The sequence below is a fragment of the Otoolea muris genome, from assembly GCF_943193115.1.
In the GTDB taxonomy this organism is placed as follows: Bacteria; Bacillota; Clostridia; order Lachnospirales; family Lachnospiraceae; genus Otoolea; species Otoolea muris.
In genome coordinates this window covers 53,233-71,228 of record NZ_CALPCY010000005.1, presented here as the reverse complement: position 1 = coordinate 71,228, position 17,996 = coordinate 53,233, and the positions used below count along the sequence as shown (strand labels likewise).

18 protein-coding genes are annotated in these 17,996 nt (G+C 53.7%); 15 read left to right on the top strand and 3 right to left on the bottom strand.

Annotation, left to right across the window (positions count from 1 at the left end):
• Nucleotides 1-4: 4 nt before the first annotated feature.
• The 7 genes from rsgA (at nt 5) to NFS31_RS05155 (ending at nt 7,073) form a co-directional block, all read left to right on the top strand.
• Nucleotides 5-880, top strand: a complete 876-nt coding sequence (rsgA, locus tag NFS31_RS05185) for a ribosome small subunit-dependent GTPase A (RefSeq protein WP_251492320.1) — start codon at nt 5-7, stop codon at nt 878-880.
• A 2-nt stretch (nt 881-882) separates the two neighbouring features.
• Nucleotides 883-1,551 (top strand): ribulose-phosphate 3-epimerase, encoded by a 669-nt coding sequence (gene rpe / locus NFS31_RS05180; protein WP_251492318.1) that lies wholly within the window; start codon nt 883-885, stop codon nt 1,549-1,551.
• 164 nt (nt 1,552-1,715) lie between these two features.
• Entirely contained in the window at nt 1,716-2,366 is a 651-nt protein-coding gene (locus NFS31_RS05175) for a thiamine diphosphokinase (protein WP_251492316.1), read from the top strand.
• 528 nt (nt 2,367-2,894) lie between these two features.
• Nucleotides 2,895-3,485 carry an ECF transporter S component gene (locus NFS31_RS05170; protein ID WP_251492314.1) on the top strand — a complete coding sequence of 197 codons (591 nt, stop codon included), beginning with the start codon at nt 2,895-2,897 and terminating at the stop codon, nt 3,483-3,485.
• A 39-nt stretch (nt 3,486-3,524) separates the two neighbouring features.
• Nucleotides 3,525-4,349, top strand: coding sequence for a pyridoxamine kinase (locus NFS31_RS05165; RefSeq protein ID WP_251492312.1), 825 nt, complete (start codon nt 3,525-3,527; stop codon nt 4,347-4,349).
• Between the two features lie 156 nt (nt 4,350-4,505).
• Nucleotides 4,506-5,795: a serine--tRNA ligase gene (gene serS, locus NFS31_RS05160; RefSeq protein WP_251492309.1), complete on the top strand. Its 1,290-nt coding sequence runs from the start codon at nt 4,506-4,508 to the stop codon at nt 5,793-5,795.
• Between the two features lie 75 nt (nt 5,796-5,870).
• The gene (locus NFS31_RS05155; RefSeq protein ID WP_251492307.1) at nt 5,871-7,073 is read left to right on the top strand and encodes a cofactor-independent phosphoglycerate mutase; all 1,203 of its coding nucleotides are present in this window, start codon (nt 5,871-5,873) and stop codon (nt 7,071-7,073) included.
• Between the two features lie 95 nt (nt 7,074-7,168).
• On the opposite strand, the gene NFS31_RS05150 is transcribed toward NFS31_RS05155, so the two are convergent.
• Both NFS31_RS05150 and NFS31_RS05145 read right to left on the bottom strand, forming a co-directional pair.
• Nucleotides 7,169-7,642: a DUF3592 domain-containing protein gene (locus NFS31_RS05150; protein WP_251492305.1), complete on the bottom strand. Its 474-nt coding sequence runs from the start codon at nt 7,640-7,642 to the stop codon at nt 7,169-7,171.
• A 198-nt stretch (nt 7,643-7,840) separates the two neighbouring features.
• Nucleotides 7,841-9,199 (bottom strand): MATE family efflux transporter, encoded by a 1,359-nt coding sequence (locus NFS31_RS05145; protein WP_251492303.1) that lies wholly within the window; start codon nt 9,197-9,199, stop codon nt 7,841-7,843.
• 347 nt (nt 9,200-9,546) lie between these two features.
• On the opposite strand from NFS31_RS05145, the gene NFS31_RS28210 reads away from it, so the two are divergent.
• Nucleotides 9,547-9,798 carry an NAD-dependent epimerase/dehydratase family protein gene (locus NFS31_RS28210; protein WP_416389427.1) on the top strand — a complete coding sequence of 84 codons (252 nt, stop codon included), beginning with the start codon at nt 9,547-9,549 and terminating at the stop codon, nt 9,796-9,798.
• Nucleotides 9,799-10,059: 261 nt separating this feature from the next.
• Here NFS31_RS28210 and aroD read toward each other — a convergent pair whose 3' ends face one another.
• Nucleotides 10,060-10,827 (bottom strand): type I 3-dehydroquinate dehydratase, encoded by a 768-nt coding sequence (aroD, locus tag NFS31_RS05140; protein ID WP_251492301.1) that lies wholly within the window; start codon nt 10,825-10,827, stop codon nt 10,060-10,062.
• Between the two features lie 332 nt (nt 10,828-11,159).
• Between aroD and ahpC the strand changes: the two genes are divergently transcribed.
• From ahpC to NFS31_RS05105, 7 genes are all read left to right on the top strand, one after another.
• Nucleotides 11,160-11,726, top strand: coding sequence for an alkyl hydroperoxide reductase subunit C (gene ahpC, locus NFS31_RS05135; protein WP_251492297.1), 567 nt, complete (start codon nt 11,160-11,162; stop codon nt 11,724-11,726).
• A gap of 9 nt (nt 11,727-11,735) precedes the next feature.
• On the top strand, nt 11,736-12,407 hold the full coding sequence (locus tag NFS31_RS05130) for a thioredoxin family protein (RefSeq protein ID WP_251492295.1): 672 nt from the start codon (nt 11,736-11,738) through the stop codon (nt 12,405-12,407).
• Nucleotides 12,408-12,678: 271 nt separating this feature from the next.
• Nucleotides 12,679-12,885 (top strand): hypothetical protein, encoded by a 207-nt coding sequence (locus NFS31_RS05125; RefSeq protein WP_251492293.1) that lies wholly within the window; start codon nt 12,679-12,681, stop codon nt 12,883-12,885.
• Nucleotides 12,875-13,819 (top strand): LytR/AlgR family response regulator transcription factor, encoded by a 945-nt coding sequence (locus NFS31_RS05120; RefSeq protein WP_251492458.1) that lies wholly within the window; start codon nt 12,875-12,877, stop codon nt 13,817-13,819. Before NFS31_RS05125 ends, NFS31_RS05120 begins: the two co-directional genes overlap by 11 nt.
• A 311-nt stretch (nt 13,820-14,130) precedes the next feature.
• Nucleotides 14,131-15,435, top strand: coding sequence for a sensor histidine kinase (locus NFS31_RS05115; RefSeq protein WP_251492291.1), 1,305 nt, complete (start codon nt 14,131-14,133; stop codon nt 15,433-15,435).
• Between the two features lie 654 nt (nt 15,436-16,089).
• Nucleotides 16,090-16,698 carry a transcription termination/antitermination NusG family protein gene (locus tag NFS31_RS05110; RefSeq protein WP_251492289.1) on the top strand — a complete coding sequence of 203 codons (609 nt, stop codon included), beginning with the start codon at nt 16,090-16,092 and terminating at the stop codon, nt 16,696-16,698.
• Nucleotides 16,699-16,739: 41 nt separating this feature from the next.
• A complete protein-coding gene (locus NFS31_RS05105; protein WP_251492287.1) occupies nt 16,740-17,969 on the top strand; it encodes a DegT/DnrJ/EryC1/StrS family aminotransferase in 1,230 nt (409 codons plus the stop codon).
• The last annotated feature ends 27 nt before the right edge of the window (nt 17,970-17,996 follow it).

Below are 17,996 nucleotides of genomic sequence, written 5' to 3'. Positions count from 1 at the left end.
GCGCATGAGAGGAAAGATTGTTAAAGGAATTGCAGGATTTTATTACGTCCACGACGGGATCAGCCGGACGTATGCGTGTAAGGCCAGGGGCGTCTTCCGCAACCGGGGGGTAAAGCCCCTGGTCGGGGACGACGTGGAGATCACGGTTCTCGACGAGGCGGCCGGGGAGGGGAATATCGATGCGATCCTTCCCCGCGCCAACAGCCTGATCCGGCCGGCCGTGGCGAATGTGGATCAGGCGGTCGTGGTGTTCGCCGTATCGGATCCCGCGCCGAATTTAAACCTTCTGGACCGGTTTCTGGTCATGATGGCGCGCCAGAACATCCCGGCGGCGATCTGCTTTAACAAAACGGATCTGGGCGGGGAGGAGACGAAGCGCCTTTCGGCTCTCTATGAGCCGGCGGGCTACCCTCTGCGCTTTGTCAGCATCCGGGCCGAATCAGGCCTTGAGGATCTGCGCGCGCTGTTTACGGGAAAGACCACAGTGCTGGCCGGCCCCTCCGGGGTGGGGAAATCCTCAATCACCAACTGGCTCTGGCCCGAAGCAGACATGCAGACCGGGGAGATCAGCAGCCGCATCCGCCGGGGAAAGCACACGACGCGCCATTCGGAGCTCTTTTTTGTGGAACAGGATACCTATATCGTTGACACGCCGGGATTCAGCTCCCTGTATATCGGAGATCTGATGCCGGAGGAGCTGAAGGCGTGCTTTCCGGAATTTGCCGGGTGGGAGGAGGACTGCCGCTTTTTGGGCTGCGTTCACATAGGGGAGCGCGAGTGCGGCGTAAAGACAGCCGTGGGCGAAGGAAAAATAGGACGGGAACGATATGAGAATTACAGGCTCCTGTACCAGGAGCTGAAGGACAGGAGGAGGTACTGAGGATGATTTTGTTAGCGCCGTCTGTTCTGGGAGCGGATTTTAAAAGGCTGGGGGAGCAGATTCAGTCAGTGGACCGCGCCGGGGCGGACTATATCCATCTTGATGTGATGGACGGAACCTTTGTGCCCAGCATTTCCTTTGGGATGCCTCTCATCGGGAGCGTGCGGGGCTGTACGGAGCGGATCTTTGACGTCCACATGATGGTGGAGGAGCCGTCGCGCTATGTGGATGACATGAAGCGCGCCGGGGCGGATCTGATCTGCGTCCACGCCGAAGCCTGCCGCCACCTGGATCGGACCATACGCCAGATTAAGGAGGCGGGCCTGATGGCCGGCGCCGCCCTCAATCCGGCCACTCCGCCGGAAGTACTGCGCTGGGTTTTGGGAGAGCTTGACCTGGTGCTTGTGATGACAGTTAATCCCGGCTTTGGAGGGCAGAAGCTGATACCCGGGATGATGGATAAGATCCGGGCGCTGAAGGACATGTGCGCTTCTCTGGGCCTATCGCCGCGCATTGAGGTGGACGGAGGCATAACGGCAGACAATGTGCGGCTGGCGCTGGAGGCCGGGGCGGATGTGATTGTGGCCGGCTCTGCGGTGTTTGGAGGGGACGCGGCGGGGAATGTGAGGCGGTTTAAGGAGATCTTCCGGGAGTTTGAGGGGGAGGCGTAGCGGGATGTTTGCAGGCTGCGGTTTGTTGTGGAAGGGCCGCCCGAGTCAGGTTCTATATCCGACGGCCCCCCGTTTCCGCCCGGAGAAAAGCAAATGTATTTTATCGGCAATAAAATGATATTGGTTTTGAAGCATATGATTAAGGAAAAAAGAGGGAGCGTGACATGAAACGGTGCCTGATTGTAACAGGAGGCAGCATAGATCTGGCGTTTGCTGAGCGGTTTTTAAGGGGACGCGCTTATGATCGGATTGTGGCGGCGGATGCAGGACTTCTGGCTGTCAGGGCCCTGGGCCTTACGCCGGACGAGGCGGTGGGGGATTTTGACTCGCTTCCCGGGGACGTGCTGGAGGAATACAGGAACGATCCGGGAATCTGCTTTGAGATCCATTCCCCGCAAAAGGATGAGACGGATACCGAGCTGGCGCTTCTGGCAGCGGAGAGGAGCGGATGTGCGGCGGCGGACATCCTGGGCGCGCTGGGCGGGCGGATGGATCATGCGATCGGCAATATTCAGTTAATGTACCAGTTCTACGGGCGCGGGATGGATGTCTCCATCTACGATCCGCGCAACCGCCTGTATCTGGTGGGTAAACGGGCGTATTTCAGGAAAAAGGAGCTCTATGGAAGGTATATTTCCTTCCTGCCCATGACGGAATCGGTGGAGGGGCTGACGCTGAAAGGATTTCAATATCCGCTGGACCATAAGACAATCTGTCTGGGGACAAGCCGCTGCATCAGTAATGAGCTGGCCGGCGAGGAAGGGTATCTGGAGCTTGAACGCGGCGTACTGCTGTGTGTGGAGTCACATGATTAGTACATATCGCTGATTGGATATGATGATATACGGCGCAGTTACCGTGCGCACTCGATATCATTTGCTTCTGGCGTAATTAAGGATGTTGGCATATATCTGGACGAATGCCATGAACGTAAGATTTCAGAGTATAGTTTTTTATCTCGATATATCCAATATAATGCGATCTGTCAAATACATATGGCCCGCCGATCATGTAGCCCGAGTCAGGTTCTATATCCATAAGGAACCCGTAGAAAACCGCCGGCGCTTAGCGAGGTCCCGTTGGATATAAAACCTGACTCGGGCGGCCCTCTCACGATTAAGCATGGCGCGCCATGAAACAATCTGCTTATCCAGTCATATAAACCGCTGCAAAACAACTGACCCGCTAAAATTTTATAAAACTGTATGTTTTTACATGCACACATTTGTGCTATGATGATGCTTATCAAAGAACAAAGAAGGAAAACGATATCAAACCAGCCGCCGTCCCATATAAACGGGCAGCGCCGGGATACCGCCAGTTTGCAAAAAGGAGAGATCATCATGACACAAGCATCCAATAAGGCGTATAAGGTTTCTATGATTGGGCTTCTGGCCGCCCTGTCCTATGTGGTATTTACGTATGGCCAGATTAAAATCACCCTGCCGGGCGGAGACGCTACCTCTATTCATCTGGGGAATGCGGTCTGCGTGATCGGCGCTCTGTTAATGGGAGGCGTTTACGGCGGGTTAGGCGGAGCGATTGGCATGACCATCGGGGATCTGCTTGATCCGGTCTATGTCGTTTACGCGCCAAAGACCTTTATCTGCAAGCTTTGTATCGGGTTGATTACCGGCTTTGTGGCGCATCGGATCGGGAAGATCGCAGAGAGCCGCGATTCGGGGCATATTTTTAAATTTACGGTTCTGGCGGCTGTGCTGGGGCTGCTCTTTAACGTCATTGCGGATCCGCTGATCGGATATTACTATAAGCTGTGGGTGATCGGAAAGCCCGCCGCGGAGCTCACGCTGGCCTGGAACTTGGCCTCCACCTCCATCAATGCAGCGGCGTCCGCCGTGGTATCTGTAGCGGCGTATGGAGCAGCGCGCCCGGCGCTCAAAAAGGCCGGACTTTTGCAGGCGAAGAGAGCCTGACCGCCGCGGGAGCCGGACGTGGAGGAGACGATTAGAGGAATGAGTAAAAAACTGGCTGTTATAAGCGATATAGCAGGATATGGCCGCTGTGCATTGACAGCGGCTATTCCTGTCATCAGTGCGTTAAAGGTACAGTGCTGTCCTGTAGTGACGGCAGTGCTGTCCAACCATGCAGGCTATCCGTCCTGCTATTTTGACGATTATACGGATCGCATGACGCCCTACATCGGGGAGTGGAAAACGCTGGGCTTTGAGATGGACGGCATTATGACCGGATTCCTGGGATCCGCGCGCCAGGCGGAGATTGTGACGGATTTTATCCAGCATTTCAAACGCAGGGACACCATGCTTCTGGTGGATCCCACCATGGGCGATCACGGAACGCGCTACCGCATCTGCGATGAGGAGATCTGCGACGCCATGCGGGAGCTGATTGTATATGCGGACATCATCACCCCCAACTTAACCGAGGCTTGCCTTTTGACCGAAACGCCCTGGCAGGAGAACGGCTGGAGCAGAAGGCGTCTCTCGGATCTGACCTTTAAGCTTTTGATGCTGGGAGCCGGCGCGGTAGTGCTGACCGGGGTGGTCAAGGGAAACTCGATCATGAATGTGATCCATGAAAAAGGGAAGGAGCCGATCTTCCAGACAGCGCATTATGTGGAGGGAAGCTATCACGGAACAGGGGATATCTTCGCCGCCGTGCTGGGCGCGAGCGTGGTGCGCGGCGTGGAGCTGGAGGAGGCTGTCAGAAGGGCGGCTGCATTTACGCGCAAATGTGTGGAGAAGTCAAAAGCGCTCGGGACGGAGGAACGGGAGGGGCTTTGTCTGGAGGAGTGCCTGGGGTATTTGATGAAGCTTTGAGCGGGAGCGCGGTTTCGCCGGATATACCGCCCGCTTCCGGCGGCCCTTTCGCATCCCCTCTTAGCGGGTCTGCCCATTTTTAGGGCTTTTCATCCAAAAAAAACTGTAGTATAATCGTCAAAGAAATAAAAGAAAACAATGCGGCAGGAGGAAGATATGTTAGATTTAAAGTTTGTCAGGGAAAATCCGGAGGCTGTGAAGCAGAATATCAGGAATAAATTTCAGGACAGCAAGCTTGGCCTGGTGGATGAGGTCATTGAGCTGGATGTAAAGAACCGGGCGGTGAAAAAGGAAGCGGATGATCTGCGCGCCGGGAAAAATAAGATAGCCAAGCAGATCGGCTCGCTGATGGGCCAGGGAAAGAAAGAGGAGGCAGAGGCGCTTAAAAAGCAGGTGGCGGAGAACGCCGCGCGCCTTGCATGGCTGGAGGAGCAGGAAAAGGAGCTGGGAGAAAAGATTGTATCGATCATGATGCGCATTCCCAACATAATTGATCCCAGCGTGCCCATCGGCCGGGATGACAGTGAGAACGTGGAGGTTCAGAAGTATGGGGAGCCGGCGGTTCCGGATTTTGAAATCCCCTACCACACGGATATTATGGAGCGCTTTAACGGTATTGACCTCGACAGCGCCCGGAAAGTGGCCGGGAATGGTTTCTACTATCTGATGGGGGATATTGCCAGGCTTCATTCGGCCGTGATCGCCTATGCGAGGGACTTTATGATTGGCCGCGGCTTCACGTACTGCGTGCCCCCGTTCATGATCCGCAGCAACGTGGTGACCGGGGTGATGAGCTTTGCCGAGATGGACGCCATGATGTATAAGATCGAGGGGGAAGATCTGTACCTGATCGGCACGAGCGAGCATTCCATGATCGGGAAATTCATTGATACCGTGCTCCCGGAGGCGGAGCTCCCGAAAACTTTGACGAGCTATTCCCCGTGCTTCCGCAAGGAAAAAGGCGCGCACGGCATTGAGGAGCGCGGCGTTTACCGCATCCATCAGTTTGAAAAGCAGGAGATGATCGTGGTCTGCAAGCCGCAGGACAGCCCCATGTGGTTTGATAAGCTGTGGCAGAACACGGTGGATCTGTTCCGCTCCCTGGACATCCCGGTCCGCACACTGGAGTGCTGCTCCGGCGATCTGGCGGATCTGAAGGTAAAATCCGTTGACGTGGAGGCGTGGTCCCCGAGACAGAAGAAATATTTCGAGGTGGGAAGCTGCTCGAATCTGGGCGACGCGCAGGCAAGGCGTTTAAAGATCCGTGTGAACGGGGAGGACGGGAAATATTTTGCCCACACGCTGAACAATACCGTGGTGGCCCCGCCCCGCATGCTGATCGCATTTCTGGAAAATAATCTTGAGGCTGACGGGTCTGTGCGGATTCCGGAGCCTTTACGCCCCTATATGGGCGGTATGGAACGCCTGACCGTTCAGAAGGCATGAGCGTGGGATAATCGGACGCCTTAAAAAGGCGTCCTGGATGTCTGTTGTAGTGTTGCGTAAAAAGAGGGGATGGATATGAAGTATATTGTGATTCTGGGGGACGGTATGGCAGACGAGCCCATTGAGGCCCTGGGCGGGAAAACGCCCCTTGAATATGCCGAAACTCCGGTGATGGACCGCCTGGCCCCCGTCTCGGAGCTGGGGCTGGCCGCCACGATTCCGGAGGGCATGAAGCCGGGCAGCGATACGGCGAATCTGGCTGTTCTGGGGTATGATCCGAAACGCTATTATACAGGCCGCTCGCCGCTGGAGGCGCTGAGTATCGGCGTAGATATGAAGGACGATGATATTGCCATGCGCTGCAACCTTGTCACCCTGTCAGAGGGGGAGTCTGTGTATGAGGATCGGATTATTCTGGATCACAGCTCAGACGAGATTTCCACAGAGGATGCGGCTGTCCTCCTGGATGCGGTAAAGGATGCGTTCCAGACAGAAGAATACCGGTTTTATACCGGTACGAGCTACCGCCATCTTCTGATCTGGGCAGGCGGGGAGGTGATGGAGCTGACGCCGCCCCACGACATCCTCACCCGCCGGATCGGAGCATATCTCCCGTCAGATCCGGTTCTGCAAAATATGATGCAGAAAAGCTTTGACATCTTAAACCATCATCCGCTCAATGAGGAACGGGCGGCGGAGGGAAAGAAGAAAGCCAATTCCATCTGGTTCTGGGGCGCGGGCACCCGCCCGTCCCTGTCCTCCTTCTATGAGAAGACAGGGAAAACGGGAGTCATGATCTCGGCGGTTGACTTATTAAAGGGGATCGCCGTGGGGGCCGGCATGAAAAATATAATGGTTCCGGGCGCGAACGGCGGCCTGCGCACGAATTATGAGGGCAAGGCGCGGGCGGCGGTAAAAGCTCTTTTGGAGGGCGGCGCGGACTTTGCCTACATCCATGTGGAAGCGCCGGACGAGATGGGCCATCAGGGAAGCGCCGAGCGGAAGGCGGAGGCCATCCGCTATCTGGATCAGAGGCTGATCCGCATCGTGGCTGATGAGATGGACGCATCAGGAGAGGCGTACCGCCTGCTGATCCTGCCGGATCACCCCACGCCCGTCCGCTGCCGTACCCACGTGTCGGATCCGGTTCCGTATCTTCTGTACGACAGCCGCAAACAGGAGAAGAGCGGGTATTTGTACAGTGAAAAAAATGCAAAAGCAGCCGGTATATTCATACGGGACGGATACCGTCTCATCGATCGCCTGCTGGAGCTTTAAGAGCGTAAGCGTATGTTTCCGCTGCAAGGGTCTGTGCATAAAAAGGGCGGTACTTTGAAGCCAAAGTACCGCCTTTATGTATGACATTATGTCCGTCATGCCAGACCAAGCATCGTGGTCAGAGCGCCGAACAGCATATTGAAGGTCAGGATCGCAAGAATAACCACGCCGACAAGGTTCATCGTGCGGCTGGACTGCATCTTGGAGCGGAATTCATCCACGATACAGCAGTCCGGCTCGTTGGGAATATAGTAAACGGTATAGTTCCCGCCCAGGCGGTATTTTCCCTTTCTGGCCTCGGCAAATGTCAGGGCTGTCGTATAGCTCTTCCCATTTACCTGATAAGAGACGATGGGGTACTGATTTGTCCAGCGGAAGGTGCGGTTGCGGCGGCGTACTGTGACGAGCTCTGAGATTGTCCCCTCTGCCTTTGCGGTCATTAAGTGAGCGCGGTTTAAGAGTTTCCCCAGTTTTTTAAACTTGGAAAATACGGCGAATGCAACGCCGGCAAAGATCAGGGCAATCACAAGAAATATGCCCCCCATGGCGAGATTGAATGAACTGTCCATTTGGTTCTCCTCCTTAAAGATATTAATTTTCATGTCTATTATAGAACAGAGGATGGTATCTGTCTATCAGAAATTTGCGGCTGCAGAAAAAAAGATAGGTTTAACAGCAGCCGGAGCGGTTACATGCATCATACGGATTTCTTTGGTTTCTTACATCTGTGATATGGCTTCCACCCTGCCGGGCTGTAAACTGCGTCATCATTGCGTTTTTGCAGCCGGAGGAGTCTCCTTTGTATGCCCGGCTTTCCGGAAAATAATCCATGAACAGCCCGCCGCCGCAAATTCCGTGATCCAGAAGCTGTGCCATACGCCCTTCGCACCGAGAAAGCGGCTTAACACGAAGGCGCCGGGCAGGATCACAAGGATATAGCGAAGCAACGATATCAGAAAGGAAGGCCCGCCCTTTCCCAGTCCCTCCAGGGCGCCGGAGGAGGTCACAGAAACGGAGGATACGATAAAGCCCAGGCAGATGATCCGAAGCGCTCCGGCTCCGATCCGCACCGTGTCAGGATTTTCCGTAAACATCGCAATCAGCCGGCCCGGGATGGCCAGGCACAGGATGGTTCCGGCCAGCATCATTGAGGCAATTACAGCGAGCGCACTTTTATAAATGCCGTCGACCCGCTCATACTCCTTAGCGCCGTAATTATAAGCCACGATCGGGCGCATGCCCTGGACCAGGCCGTTGGCTGTCTGATACAGGAGCGCCTGAAGCTTGTAGTAAGCCCCCAGAACCAGGACGTAGCTCTGTGAAAATGGGGCGAGAATGGCGTTTAAGGCAGAGATCAGCACAGAGGGAAGCGCCATGTTCAGCGTGGCGGCTGTGCCTACCGCGTACATATCAAGACAGATCGCCCGGTTAAGCCGCAGATACCGGGCTGAAATCCGGGCATCGGCCGGGCGCATGCAGTAAATGAGGATATAGACTATCAGCGTCACGGCCTGGCCGATGCCGGTAGCCCACGCAGCGCCCCGGATTCCCATGGCCGGAGCCGGACCCAGCCCGAAAATCAGGATCGGATCCAGGATGATATTCACAATACAGCCGATCAGCATACAGGCCATGGAGACCACCATCCTCCCTACTGCCTGAAAGAGCTTTTCAAACGAGATGCCCGCTGTGACAACAGGGGAAAAACAGAATACAATCATACTGTACTGCAGGCCAAAGCGGAGCGTCTGCGACTCATCTGTAAACATGTGGAGGAAATGGGACACAGCCAGCCATCCCAGGAGCCATATGAGGATTCCGTGAAGCAGGCTTAATAACAGCCCCTGCGTGGCGGCTTCCCCGGCCTCCTTCGTCCGGCCCGCGCCCAGCAGGCGCGCGATCACAGAATTCGTGCCAATCGAAAAGCCTACGCCAATAGCTGTGATCAGGTTCTGCAGCGGAAATACGAGGGAGAGGGCAGTCATGGCATTTTCACTGATGCGCGCGACAAAGATGCTGTCCACGATATTGTAGAGCGAACTGGCCATCATGGACAGGATCATGGGGATTCCCATAGAAAGCAGCAACGGAAATACCGGTTTTTCTTTCATAAATGTCTGATTCATGATAAAATCTCCTTTTGTTCGTCCGGGGCAGGCGTTCCGGCCGCATCTGCGGCTCAGCGAAAAAAGCAGACGTCCGGATTGCCTGAACGATACGGCGCTTCAGATTTCCATAAAAAAAACTATAGAATCCGCTGTTTATATCAGAAACAGCAAACCCTATAGTCTGAATTACGCTTCGACAAGCGATGAGAGATCCGCGAACGCGCCGTCCGGGCCCCTTTTTTTCTTTTCTCCATTAAAACATGAAAGCGTGGATTTGTCAATATGGAAATTCGGCGATATATACATTCGGCGCAGCCGTGTGTTAGAGCGCGTTTCTGTCTCTGCCGGGCTGTCCCGATATACCCGTGTTCCCCGTAGGGGTAAAGCAGTTTATTTTTATCAGCACAGCCGGTGTCTATGCAGAACGTGACAGGATAGGCAGACGGATTGTCATTGGCCCGGAGAGCCCGATAGGGCCGTATACAGAATATGGAAGATCAAAATGGATGGCTGAATGTGCGCTAAACGAGCGCTATGCGAAACAAAACGGAGAATTTTATAAGTATTTGCACAGGGGGTTATATGCTGTTTTTTTGTTTTGTCCTGTTAAAAAATGATACGCCCCGAATAGCCGTAAAAGCTCCAAAAATACGGAATAGCTGCCTGGATCGGCTCTACATGCTGTTGATTGGCGGAGGCGTTTTCACTTATATCGGTATCTTTTTCTTTTCCTTTCCGCTGGTACAGGCGGTTTTAAACCGGGTTCTGATTGAGCGGCCGGACGTAGGAGGATATCTGCCTCATTATTATGTCTGTTCAACTTGTCATGGACAACCTCAACAACCTATTACAGCGTTGCGTAAACTTATTCGTTGGCGTTATGAGTGGGACGGATGTAACAGTTCTAAAAAGCGGGCGAGATCAGCGGCGGGAAGCTGGCCTGGGGCGGACGCTTTTCCGGCTGTCCCAAAGGTTGCGCAGGAGCCAAAGATGCTTCCGCAGACGCGGCTTACCGCGCCCTGGGCGCCCATGGACATGGTGATCACCGGTGTCTCGGGATATATTTCCCGCATCGTGAGAGTTGCGTCAAGCAGCGTCAGTACGTCCCGGCTGCATTTTGGCATAACGGCGTATTTCGCCACATCAGCGCCCAGCTTTTGCATGAGGCGCATGGTTTCCACGATGGTTTCCCTGTCCGGGGTCGAGCAAAAGTTGTGGCAGGAGGCGATTACGCGCACGTCTGCCTCATGAGCATATTGAACGAGCGTGCAAAATGCCTGCTCCCCCTGTGAAAGCTCTATATCGATGATATCCGCCAGGCCGCTGTCAACCACGGAGCGGTTGATGGCCATATATTGGTCCGTGTGTATATTTGCCATGCCCATCTCCGCGCTGGTGCGCAGCGTAAAGAGCAGGGGATGCTCCCCCAGCCCGTCCCTGAGGCAGCGCAGGGCCTCCAGGCGTTTCCCGGGCTGTTCTATTCCGTCAAAAAAGTCTGCGCGCCATTCGGCAAAATCAAACGGGACGCCGTTTAAATCCCGGAGAGACTGTGCGAGGCCCTCTGTCGTTTTGTCTGTCAGGGGAATGCAGATTTTGGGGATGCCTTCCCCGAGCTTCATCGTTCTGATCTGTATCACTGCGCTCATGGTTTCCTCCTGTAATGTATGATGTGCTTTCGGAATCTCACAAAATCAGTCGCGGCGGGATTACCGGGAGCACATGATGGATATGGATGCCAGGAGGCGCGCTGCCCCCTGCTTTTTTAGGAAATTATACATGAATAGGGGAAAAAATTCAAGTGGCTGCCCGTTACTGTTCACGGTCCGTGAACAGTAACACGCTTCGCAGAATACTATCCGTGAATAATACGTGAATAATAACAGCGGCCCTCATTAACGAATCCAATTTTTCCCCGTGTTCCATTGTATTTTTCCCTCATCCCGTGTATAATAAACCTGCTGGAAGAAAGGAGGAGGACATGGGGAATTTGATTGGAAAAGAAGTAGAGGACTTCCAGGTCCAGGCATACTGCAAAGGCGGGTTCAGAGAAGTGACCAAAGCCGATCTTCTGGGCCACTGGTCGGTTTTGTTCTTTTACCCGGCTGACTTTACATTCGTATGTCCGACCGAGCTCGGCGATCTGCAGGATTATTATGAGGATTTTGAGGCGGCGGGCTGTCAGATTTATTCTGTTTCAGAGGACACGCACTTTGTCCACAAGGCGTGGGCAGACGCGTCGGACACGATCCGCGGGATCCGTTATACGATGATGGGGGATCCGGCCGGCGTTCTGGCCAGGCAGTTCGGCGTGCTGGAAGAAGCGGCCGGACAGGCCCTCAGGGGAACCTTTATCCTTAATCCGGAAGGAAAGGTGCGGGCGTATGAGATTCACGACATGGGGATTGGACGGAATGCAGAGGAGCTTTTGAGAAAGGTGCAGGCAGCTCAGTTTGTAGAGGAACACGGCGATCAGGTTTGTCCTGCAAAGTGGAAACCGGGAGAGGAGACGCTGACGCCGAGCCTTGATCTGGTTGGGCTTTTATAGGAGGGGACAATGATCGATCAGAACGGGATTCCGCAGGAAAGCCCCCTGCTGGATGAAAAGACAAGGGAAACGATCCGGGGCGTTTTCCAAAAGCTTAACCGCGATGTGACGCTGAAGGCGGCGCTCGATGTAAAAGAGCCTAAGTCCGCCGAGATGGCGTCCTTTCTGAAAGGGATCGCAGCTCTGGGCGCCCATGTTCATCTCGAACTGTATGAGGCGGACGAGGCCGCCGCGCAGCTTAAGGAGTTTATGGACATAAAGCGCCTGCCTGCCACGGGCCTGTTTACAGGGGGGACGTTTACCGGAGCGGCCTTTCACGGCGTTCCGGGCGGAAAGGAGATCAACTCCTTTGTGCTTGGCATCTATAACGCGGCCGGGCCGGGACAGGAGCTCTCAAAGGGCGCGGTCAAAAAGATCGGGAAGATCAGGCGGCCGGTTCATTTGAAAATCTGTGTCTCACTGGCCTGCCATCACTGCCCCGGCGTGGTGATTGCCTGCCAGAGGATTGCCATGCTCAACCCGGCGGTGACGGCAGAGATGTACGACGGCGGCCTGTACCCGGATCTGGTGGATGCATACCACATCGAACGGGTGCCGGCGCTCATCGTCAATGACAGCGACGTTTTCCTCGGCCCCAGAAGCATCGAAGATCTGGCGCAGCTCTGCCTTGACGCCAGGTGACAGAAGCCGCAGAATGATGCATGGAAAAAGGAATGGCAGCCCGCGCGCCGGGACGATTATGCCCGTCCGGCCCGGGCTGCTAAAAGAATGTACTCTCGGAATCTCTCTGCGCCTGCTTTTGCGGCTGATTTTCCGCCAGATGCACCCAAATTTAATCAACGTACGCTCCACGTACGCCTCATAAATTTGTGCACATCTGACAAAAAATCATCTCACAAAATCAGGCACAGCGAGATTCCGAGAGTACATAAGACAGGAAAGGAGATTCACAATGGGAGAAACGAAAAAAGCGACCGGTTGGAGCAACTTAAACGGGATGAGCGATGCGCAGGACAAGACCTGCGGTTTAAACGACATGAACTGCCTGGGGGAAGAGGATGCGAAGAGCTGCGGGCTGAATGACATGAACTGCTTAAGCGGAGAGGATGACAAGAGCTGCAGCCTGGATGATATGAACTGCGTTGGCGGTGAAAAGTGACAGCATGGTGTGTCAGCCTGAAATCCGCGCGCCGCGCCGGCAGGGGCAGCCCGATCCGCCGCGGCGCGCCAGTACGACAGAGGATGTGAAGGAATTGTACGTTATAGCATTATGCGACGATGAAGAGAGAGCGCTTGATCAGATTGAGGGGCTTCTGGCATGCTATCAGAAGAGGATGCAGCAGGATATAACATTTCAAACGGAACGTTTCACGAGTGCGGAAGAGCTGCTAAAGCGGGTCAGGGAGGAGAAGTACAGGCCGGATCTGATGCTGCTCGATATCTTTATGTCAGGGAAAAACGGGATCGAGGCAGCGGAAGAGCTGAGAAGGCTGGGCTTAAATATGCCGCTCGTTTTTCTCACGACCTCCACGGAGCATGCGCTCAAAGCATACGGGGTGGACGCGATTCAGTATCTTGTAAAGCCGTTTGATCAGGAGCATTTTTTTCACGCTATCGATTCGGCATTGGGGCAGATTCACAGAATAAAGGAGAGCCAGATCACCATCAAGGTTGCGGGGGGATTCCGGCAAATCAATTTACAGGAAATCATCTACTGCGAATCGCAGAAAAATTATCAGGTGTTTTACCTGGCAATGGAAGAGTGCAGGGCCCGTATGACAGCTTCGGGGCTGTGGGCAATCCTAGAGCGGTTTTATCAGTTTGGCCGCTGCGGCCGCTCCTATATTTTAAATATGGATCATATCGTCTCGGTGGAACGCGGCGAGATTGTGATGGATAATGGGGCGACGATCTATGTGCCGCGCAATAAGGCGGCGGAATTCAAAAAAAGTTATTTTTCCTACTATTTTGACCGCCGGGATGATACGGGGGGGGGTAAAAGCACAGAGTGTATAAACCATATTAAGCAGCCGCCGGGCCCGCGCCGGCAGGCATATGAGAGCATATGCAGACAGATATCCGGAAAATTTTAAGAAAGCTCCGTCAGCCGTTTCAGCAACGATTTTGCGGGGCGTTTTTTGTCGGCGGATGCTGTAACAGCACGGCGCTTCAGCCGCCGGATCGGGAAAGTTCTGTTTTTGTCCCTAAAAAATCCCCTTATATCCCATTATGTAGAATTTATCCGACAGAAATGATATAGTAAGTTCAGGTTACGATTCAGTCTGTGGTGTCAAGCTATGTCCAAACTACGATTCATCCATCTGCACCTGATTTGCTTCTGTTAATCCACAGCCTGAACCGTGCCAATTCAAGATTTCAGAACATGTAAGGGAGGGTTGGTTCTATGCTGGGAGGTTCATTTTGGCTCGCGCTTTTGCGCAATACCATTAGCGCAGGACTGATGCTGTCCTTTTTTCTGATGCTGGATCGCCCCCGGTTTTCCATGAAAAAAACGACAGGGTGTTATATTGCGTTCGGCGTTTCCCTGGTTACAGCCTACAGCCTGTGGTATCTTTTCGGAAATAAAAGCTTTGTCCAGTATGCGGCGCTGTCCACGCTGCCGCTTATCGGGATATTCTGCAGCCTGATGAGCAGCGAAGTGCTTTACCTTTCACTCTATAAAATGGCCCTGGCATTCTATCTGTTTTCGGTATCAACCTTCTGCGGCGTGGATGTGGCGCGCTGGGCGTTTGATGGAAACGCGCTGGTTGATATTCTGGTGCGTTTTCTGTGCAGCGCTGTCATTCTGATTATCACCTGGAAAAAGTTCAGAAGGCAGTTTTTAGGCGGCGTTGATTTCCTGATTGAAGAGATGGATATGTTCAGCGCCGTAACCCTGTTCGTGTCCGTGATGCTTGGCGCAATCATGGCGTATTGGCCAAACCTGCAGGGCTTTTCCATTTTCAATATGGTGCGGGCCTTCCTGATCCTGTTTATGGCCGGCGTGCTCCAGTACGCGATTCTGCATCTGTATATCCATCTGGGGCAGGAACACTACTATCAGGCGGAAAAGGAGCTTTTGGAGGTTAATGAACAGCTTTTGCACCAGCAGATGGAGCTGATGAAAGAATCAGAGAAGGAGGCGGCGCGGATCCGCCATGATGTGCGCCACCACACCCTCTTAATCAAGGAATACCTCAGTAAGGGGGAGTTTGGGGAGCTTTTGGACTATCTGGAAGAGTACGGGGCTGATGTGGCGAACCGGAATGCAGAGGAAGTCTGCATGAACCGGGCGGTCAACAGCATCCTGTGCGCCTATGCTAAAAAGGCCAGAAGCCAGGATATCCGCGTCTTAATGGATGTGAGAGTGGTGGAAGGCATTCCGGTCCGGGATATCGACTGGGTCGCGATCCTTGCCAATATCTTTGAAAACGCCATCCACGGATGCGCCGCTTCAGGCTGCCCGGAGCAGGAAATCCGCATATATATCGCCCAAAAGGGAAATAAGATCATGATCCAGTGCTGCAATACCAGCGCCCCGGCGAGTTTTCACAAGGGACTGCCCCAGTCGGATAAAGGCGGGGGAACAGGGGTGTTCAGCATCCTAAAGGCCGCCTCTCGCTACGATGGGGAAACGGATTTTTCGATGGAGAACGGGATGTTTGTGACAAGGATCCTGCTGAATCTCCCAACGGGCGAACCGGCTTAGAGCTTTCTTACTATGTAATTTCTTACTAATCCGCCGCCCCTCTGGGAGAAAGCCGCGGGCTATGATGTACTCCCGGAATCTCGCCGCATCTGATTTTGTGAGATTCCGGGAGTACATTATGTTCCCAGGCGGATAAATCGTGAAATACTATTATAATACGATTTAAATAACCTTACAAAACCATTTTCTAAAAACTTTGTAAATAATATGGATTTTAAAATAATAATGTAAAGAAATTAAAATCGATCTATACTATTTTCAAAAATCAAATCGTGAAACCTTTCTTTCAAAAATCAAGTTTCATCCAACAATTACAGGGAAAATCCAACGGAAATGCAGCCGCAGAGGGATGTGCTGTTACAGACAGGGATGTTCTGTTTCGTGGAATACGTTATTCTAGGAAATTTTTATTCATTATACTACGCTTTCCCGCTTATTTCAATGGGATTTTATTGTAATAATGTTTAATAATATTGATAAAAATCTTTATAATTTTCTTAATTTCAAATTATACACCAAAAATATCAGATTATAGAATAAGTTTTTATGCGCCGGATTTCGTAGAATAACGTATTCTACGAAATCCGTAACTGTGCGGAAGGGCATGATACCGCATACAGGCATACGGTATCATCCGCAAAGGGGGCGTTTGAGATGGAGGAATGGTATGTGTTAAGCGCTGCCGGTAAATATGAGGCTGCCGCGGCCGAACTTATGGAGAGGAGGCTGGGCGGGGAGCTTTTCAGCCGTCTGGCGGTTCCAAGAAGGGCGAAGGCGTTCCGTTCCGGCGGGACATGGCACAGGATGGAGGAAATTCTGTTTCCGGGGTATGTGTTTGTAAAAACCGCCCGGTGTGAGGAGCTTTCCAAAGCGCTTTTACAGAGCCGCGCTTTTCCGCAGCCGCTCGGCATAGGGGCGGGCAGCGTCCCGGAAGACGGACGGCGGGGGCGGGGCGGCGCGGGAGCGGCCATGGTTCCCGTGGAACAGGCGGATCTGGCGTTTCTTCAGGATGTCTGCGGCGAGGAGCTTACAGAGGTGATGGGCATGAGCCGGATTACGCTTGGGGCGGAGCGGGAAATTGTGGAGACACAGGGAGCTCTTTTACCGTATCTGGATCGGCTGGTCAGGCTGAACCTGCACAAGCGCTTTGCCGTCGTGGAGGTTCCCCTGTTTAACCGGACGCAGCGGATTTTGTTTGGCGTGGAGCTTATAAAGGACAGCGATGTACTCTCGGAGTCTCCCCGCGCCTGCCTTTACGGCTGAGATTCCGAGAATAGATCAAGCGGATAAAAGGAGGAACCAATATGATGAATATACCATTTTCACCGCCGGATATCACAGAAGAAGAGATACGGGAGGTTACAGAGGCGCTTCGCTCCGGCTGGATTACCACAGGGCCGAAGACAAAGGAATTTGAGCAAGGGATCGCAGCATTTACGCATACAGAAAAGGCGGCCTGCCTGAATTCCGCGACGGCCTGCCTGGAGCTGGCGCTGCATCTTCTGGGCATCGGGCCCGGGGATGAGGTGATCACAAGCGCTTATACATATTCTGCCAGCGCGAGCGTCATCCTCCATACAGGCGCGCGCCCGGTCCTGATTGATACAGCGCCGGGCTCATACCATATGGACTATGACCGGCTGGAAGAGGCGGTCACAGAGAGGACAAAGGCAGTCATTCCGGTTGATATCGCGGGGGTGATGTGCGATTATGAGCGGATCCTTGCAATTGCAGAACAGAAACGGGCGCTGTTTCATCCCCAGAGCCCGCTCCAAAAGGCGTTCGGCCGTATAGCCGTGGTAGCGGATGCGGCGCATGCGTTCGGCGCGTCGCGCCATGGGACGCCGTGCGGGCAGGCGGCTGATTTTACCAGCTTTTCCTTCCACGCGGTCAAGAACTTAACAACTGCCGAGGGCGGCGCGCTGGTGTGGAAGCCGCTTCCGGAGGAAGCCCGGGCGGCGGGGATGGATGATGAATGGATCTACCGCCAGCTCATGCTTCTGTCCCTGCACGGCCAGAGCAAGGACGCGCTGTCAAAGACAAAGCCCGGGGCGTGGGAGTATGACATCGTTATGCCGGCCTACAAGTGCAATATGACCGACATCATGGCCGCCATCGGCCTGGCGCAGCTAAAACGCTATCCGGGAATGCTTGCGAGGAGGAGAGAGCTTCTGAACCAATATGAGGAGATGCTTTCCGCGCTTCCGGTTCAGCTTTTGCGTCACGACGGCCCGGATTTTTCCTCAAGCCGCCATCTCTGCCTGGTCAGGCTGAGCGGGAAAACAGAGGATTTCAGAAACCGCCTGATTGCGGAAATGGCGGAGCGCGGGGTGGCGGCCAACGTGCATTATAAACCGCTGCCGATGCATACCGCTTATAAAAAACTTGGATTTGATATAAAGGACTGCCCGAATGCTTTTCATCAGTATGAAAATGAAATCACGCTGCCGCTGCACACACGGCTGACGGATGAGGAGATGGGATATATCGGGGAGGTGTTTGAAACGTGTTACAGGCGGATTTGCGGGCGGTGAGGCGGCATCGGTTTGGGAAAGGAGGAA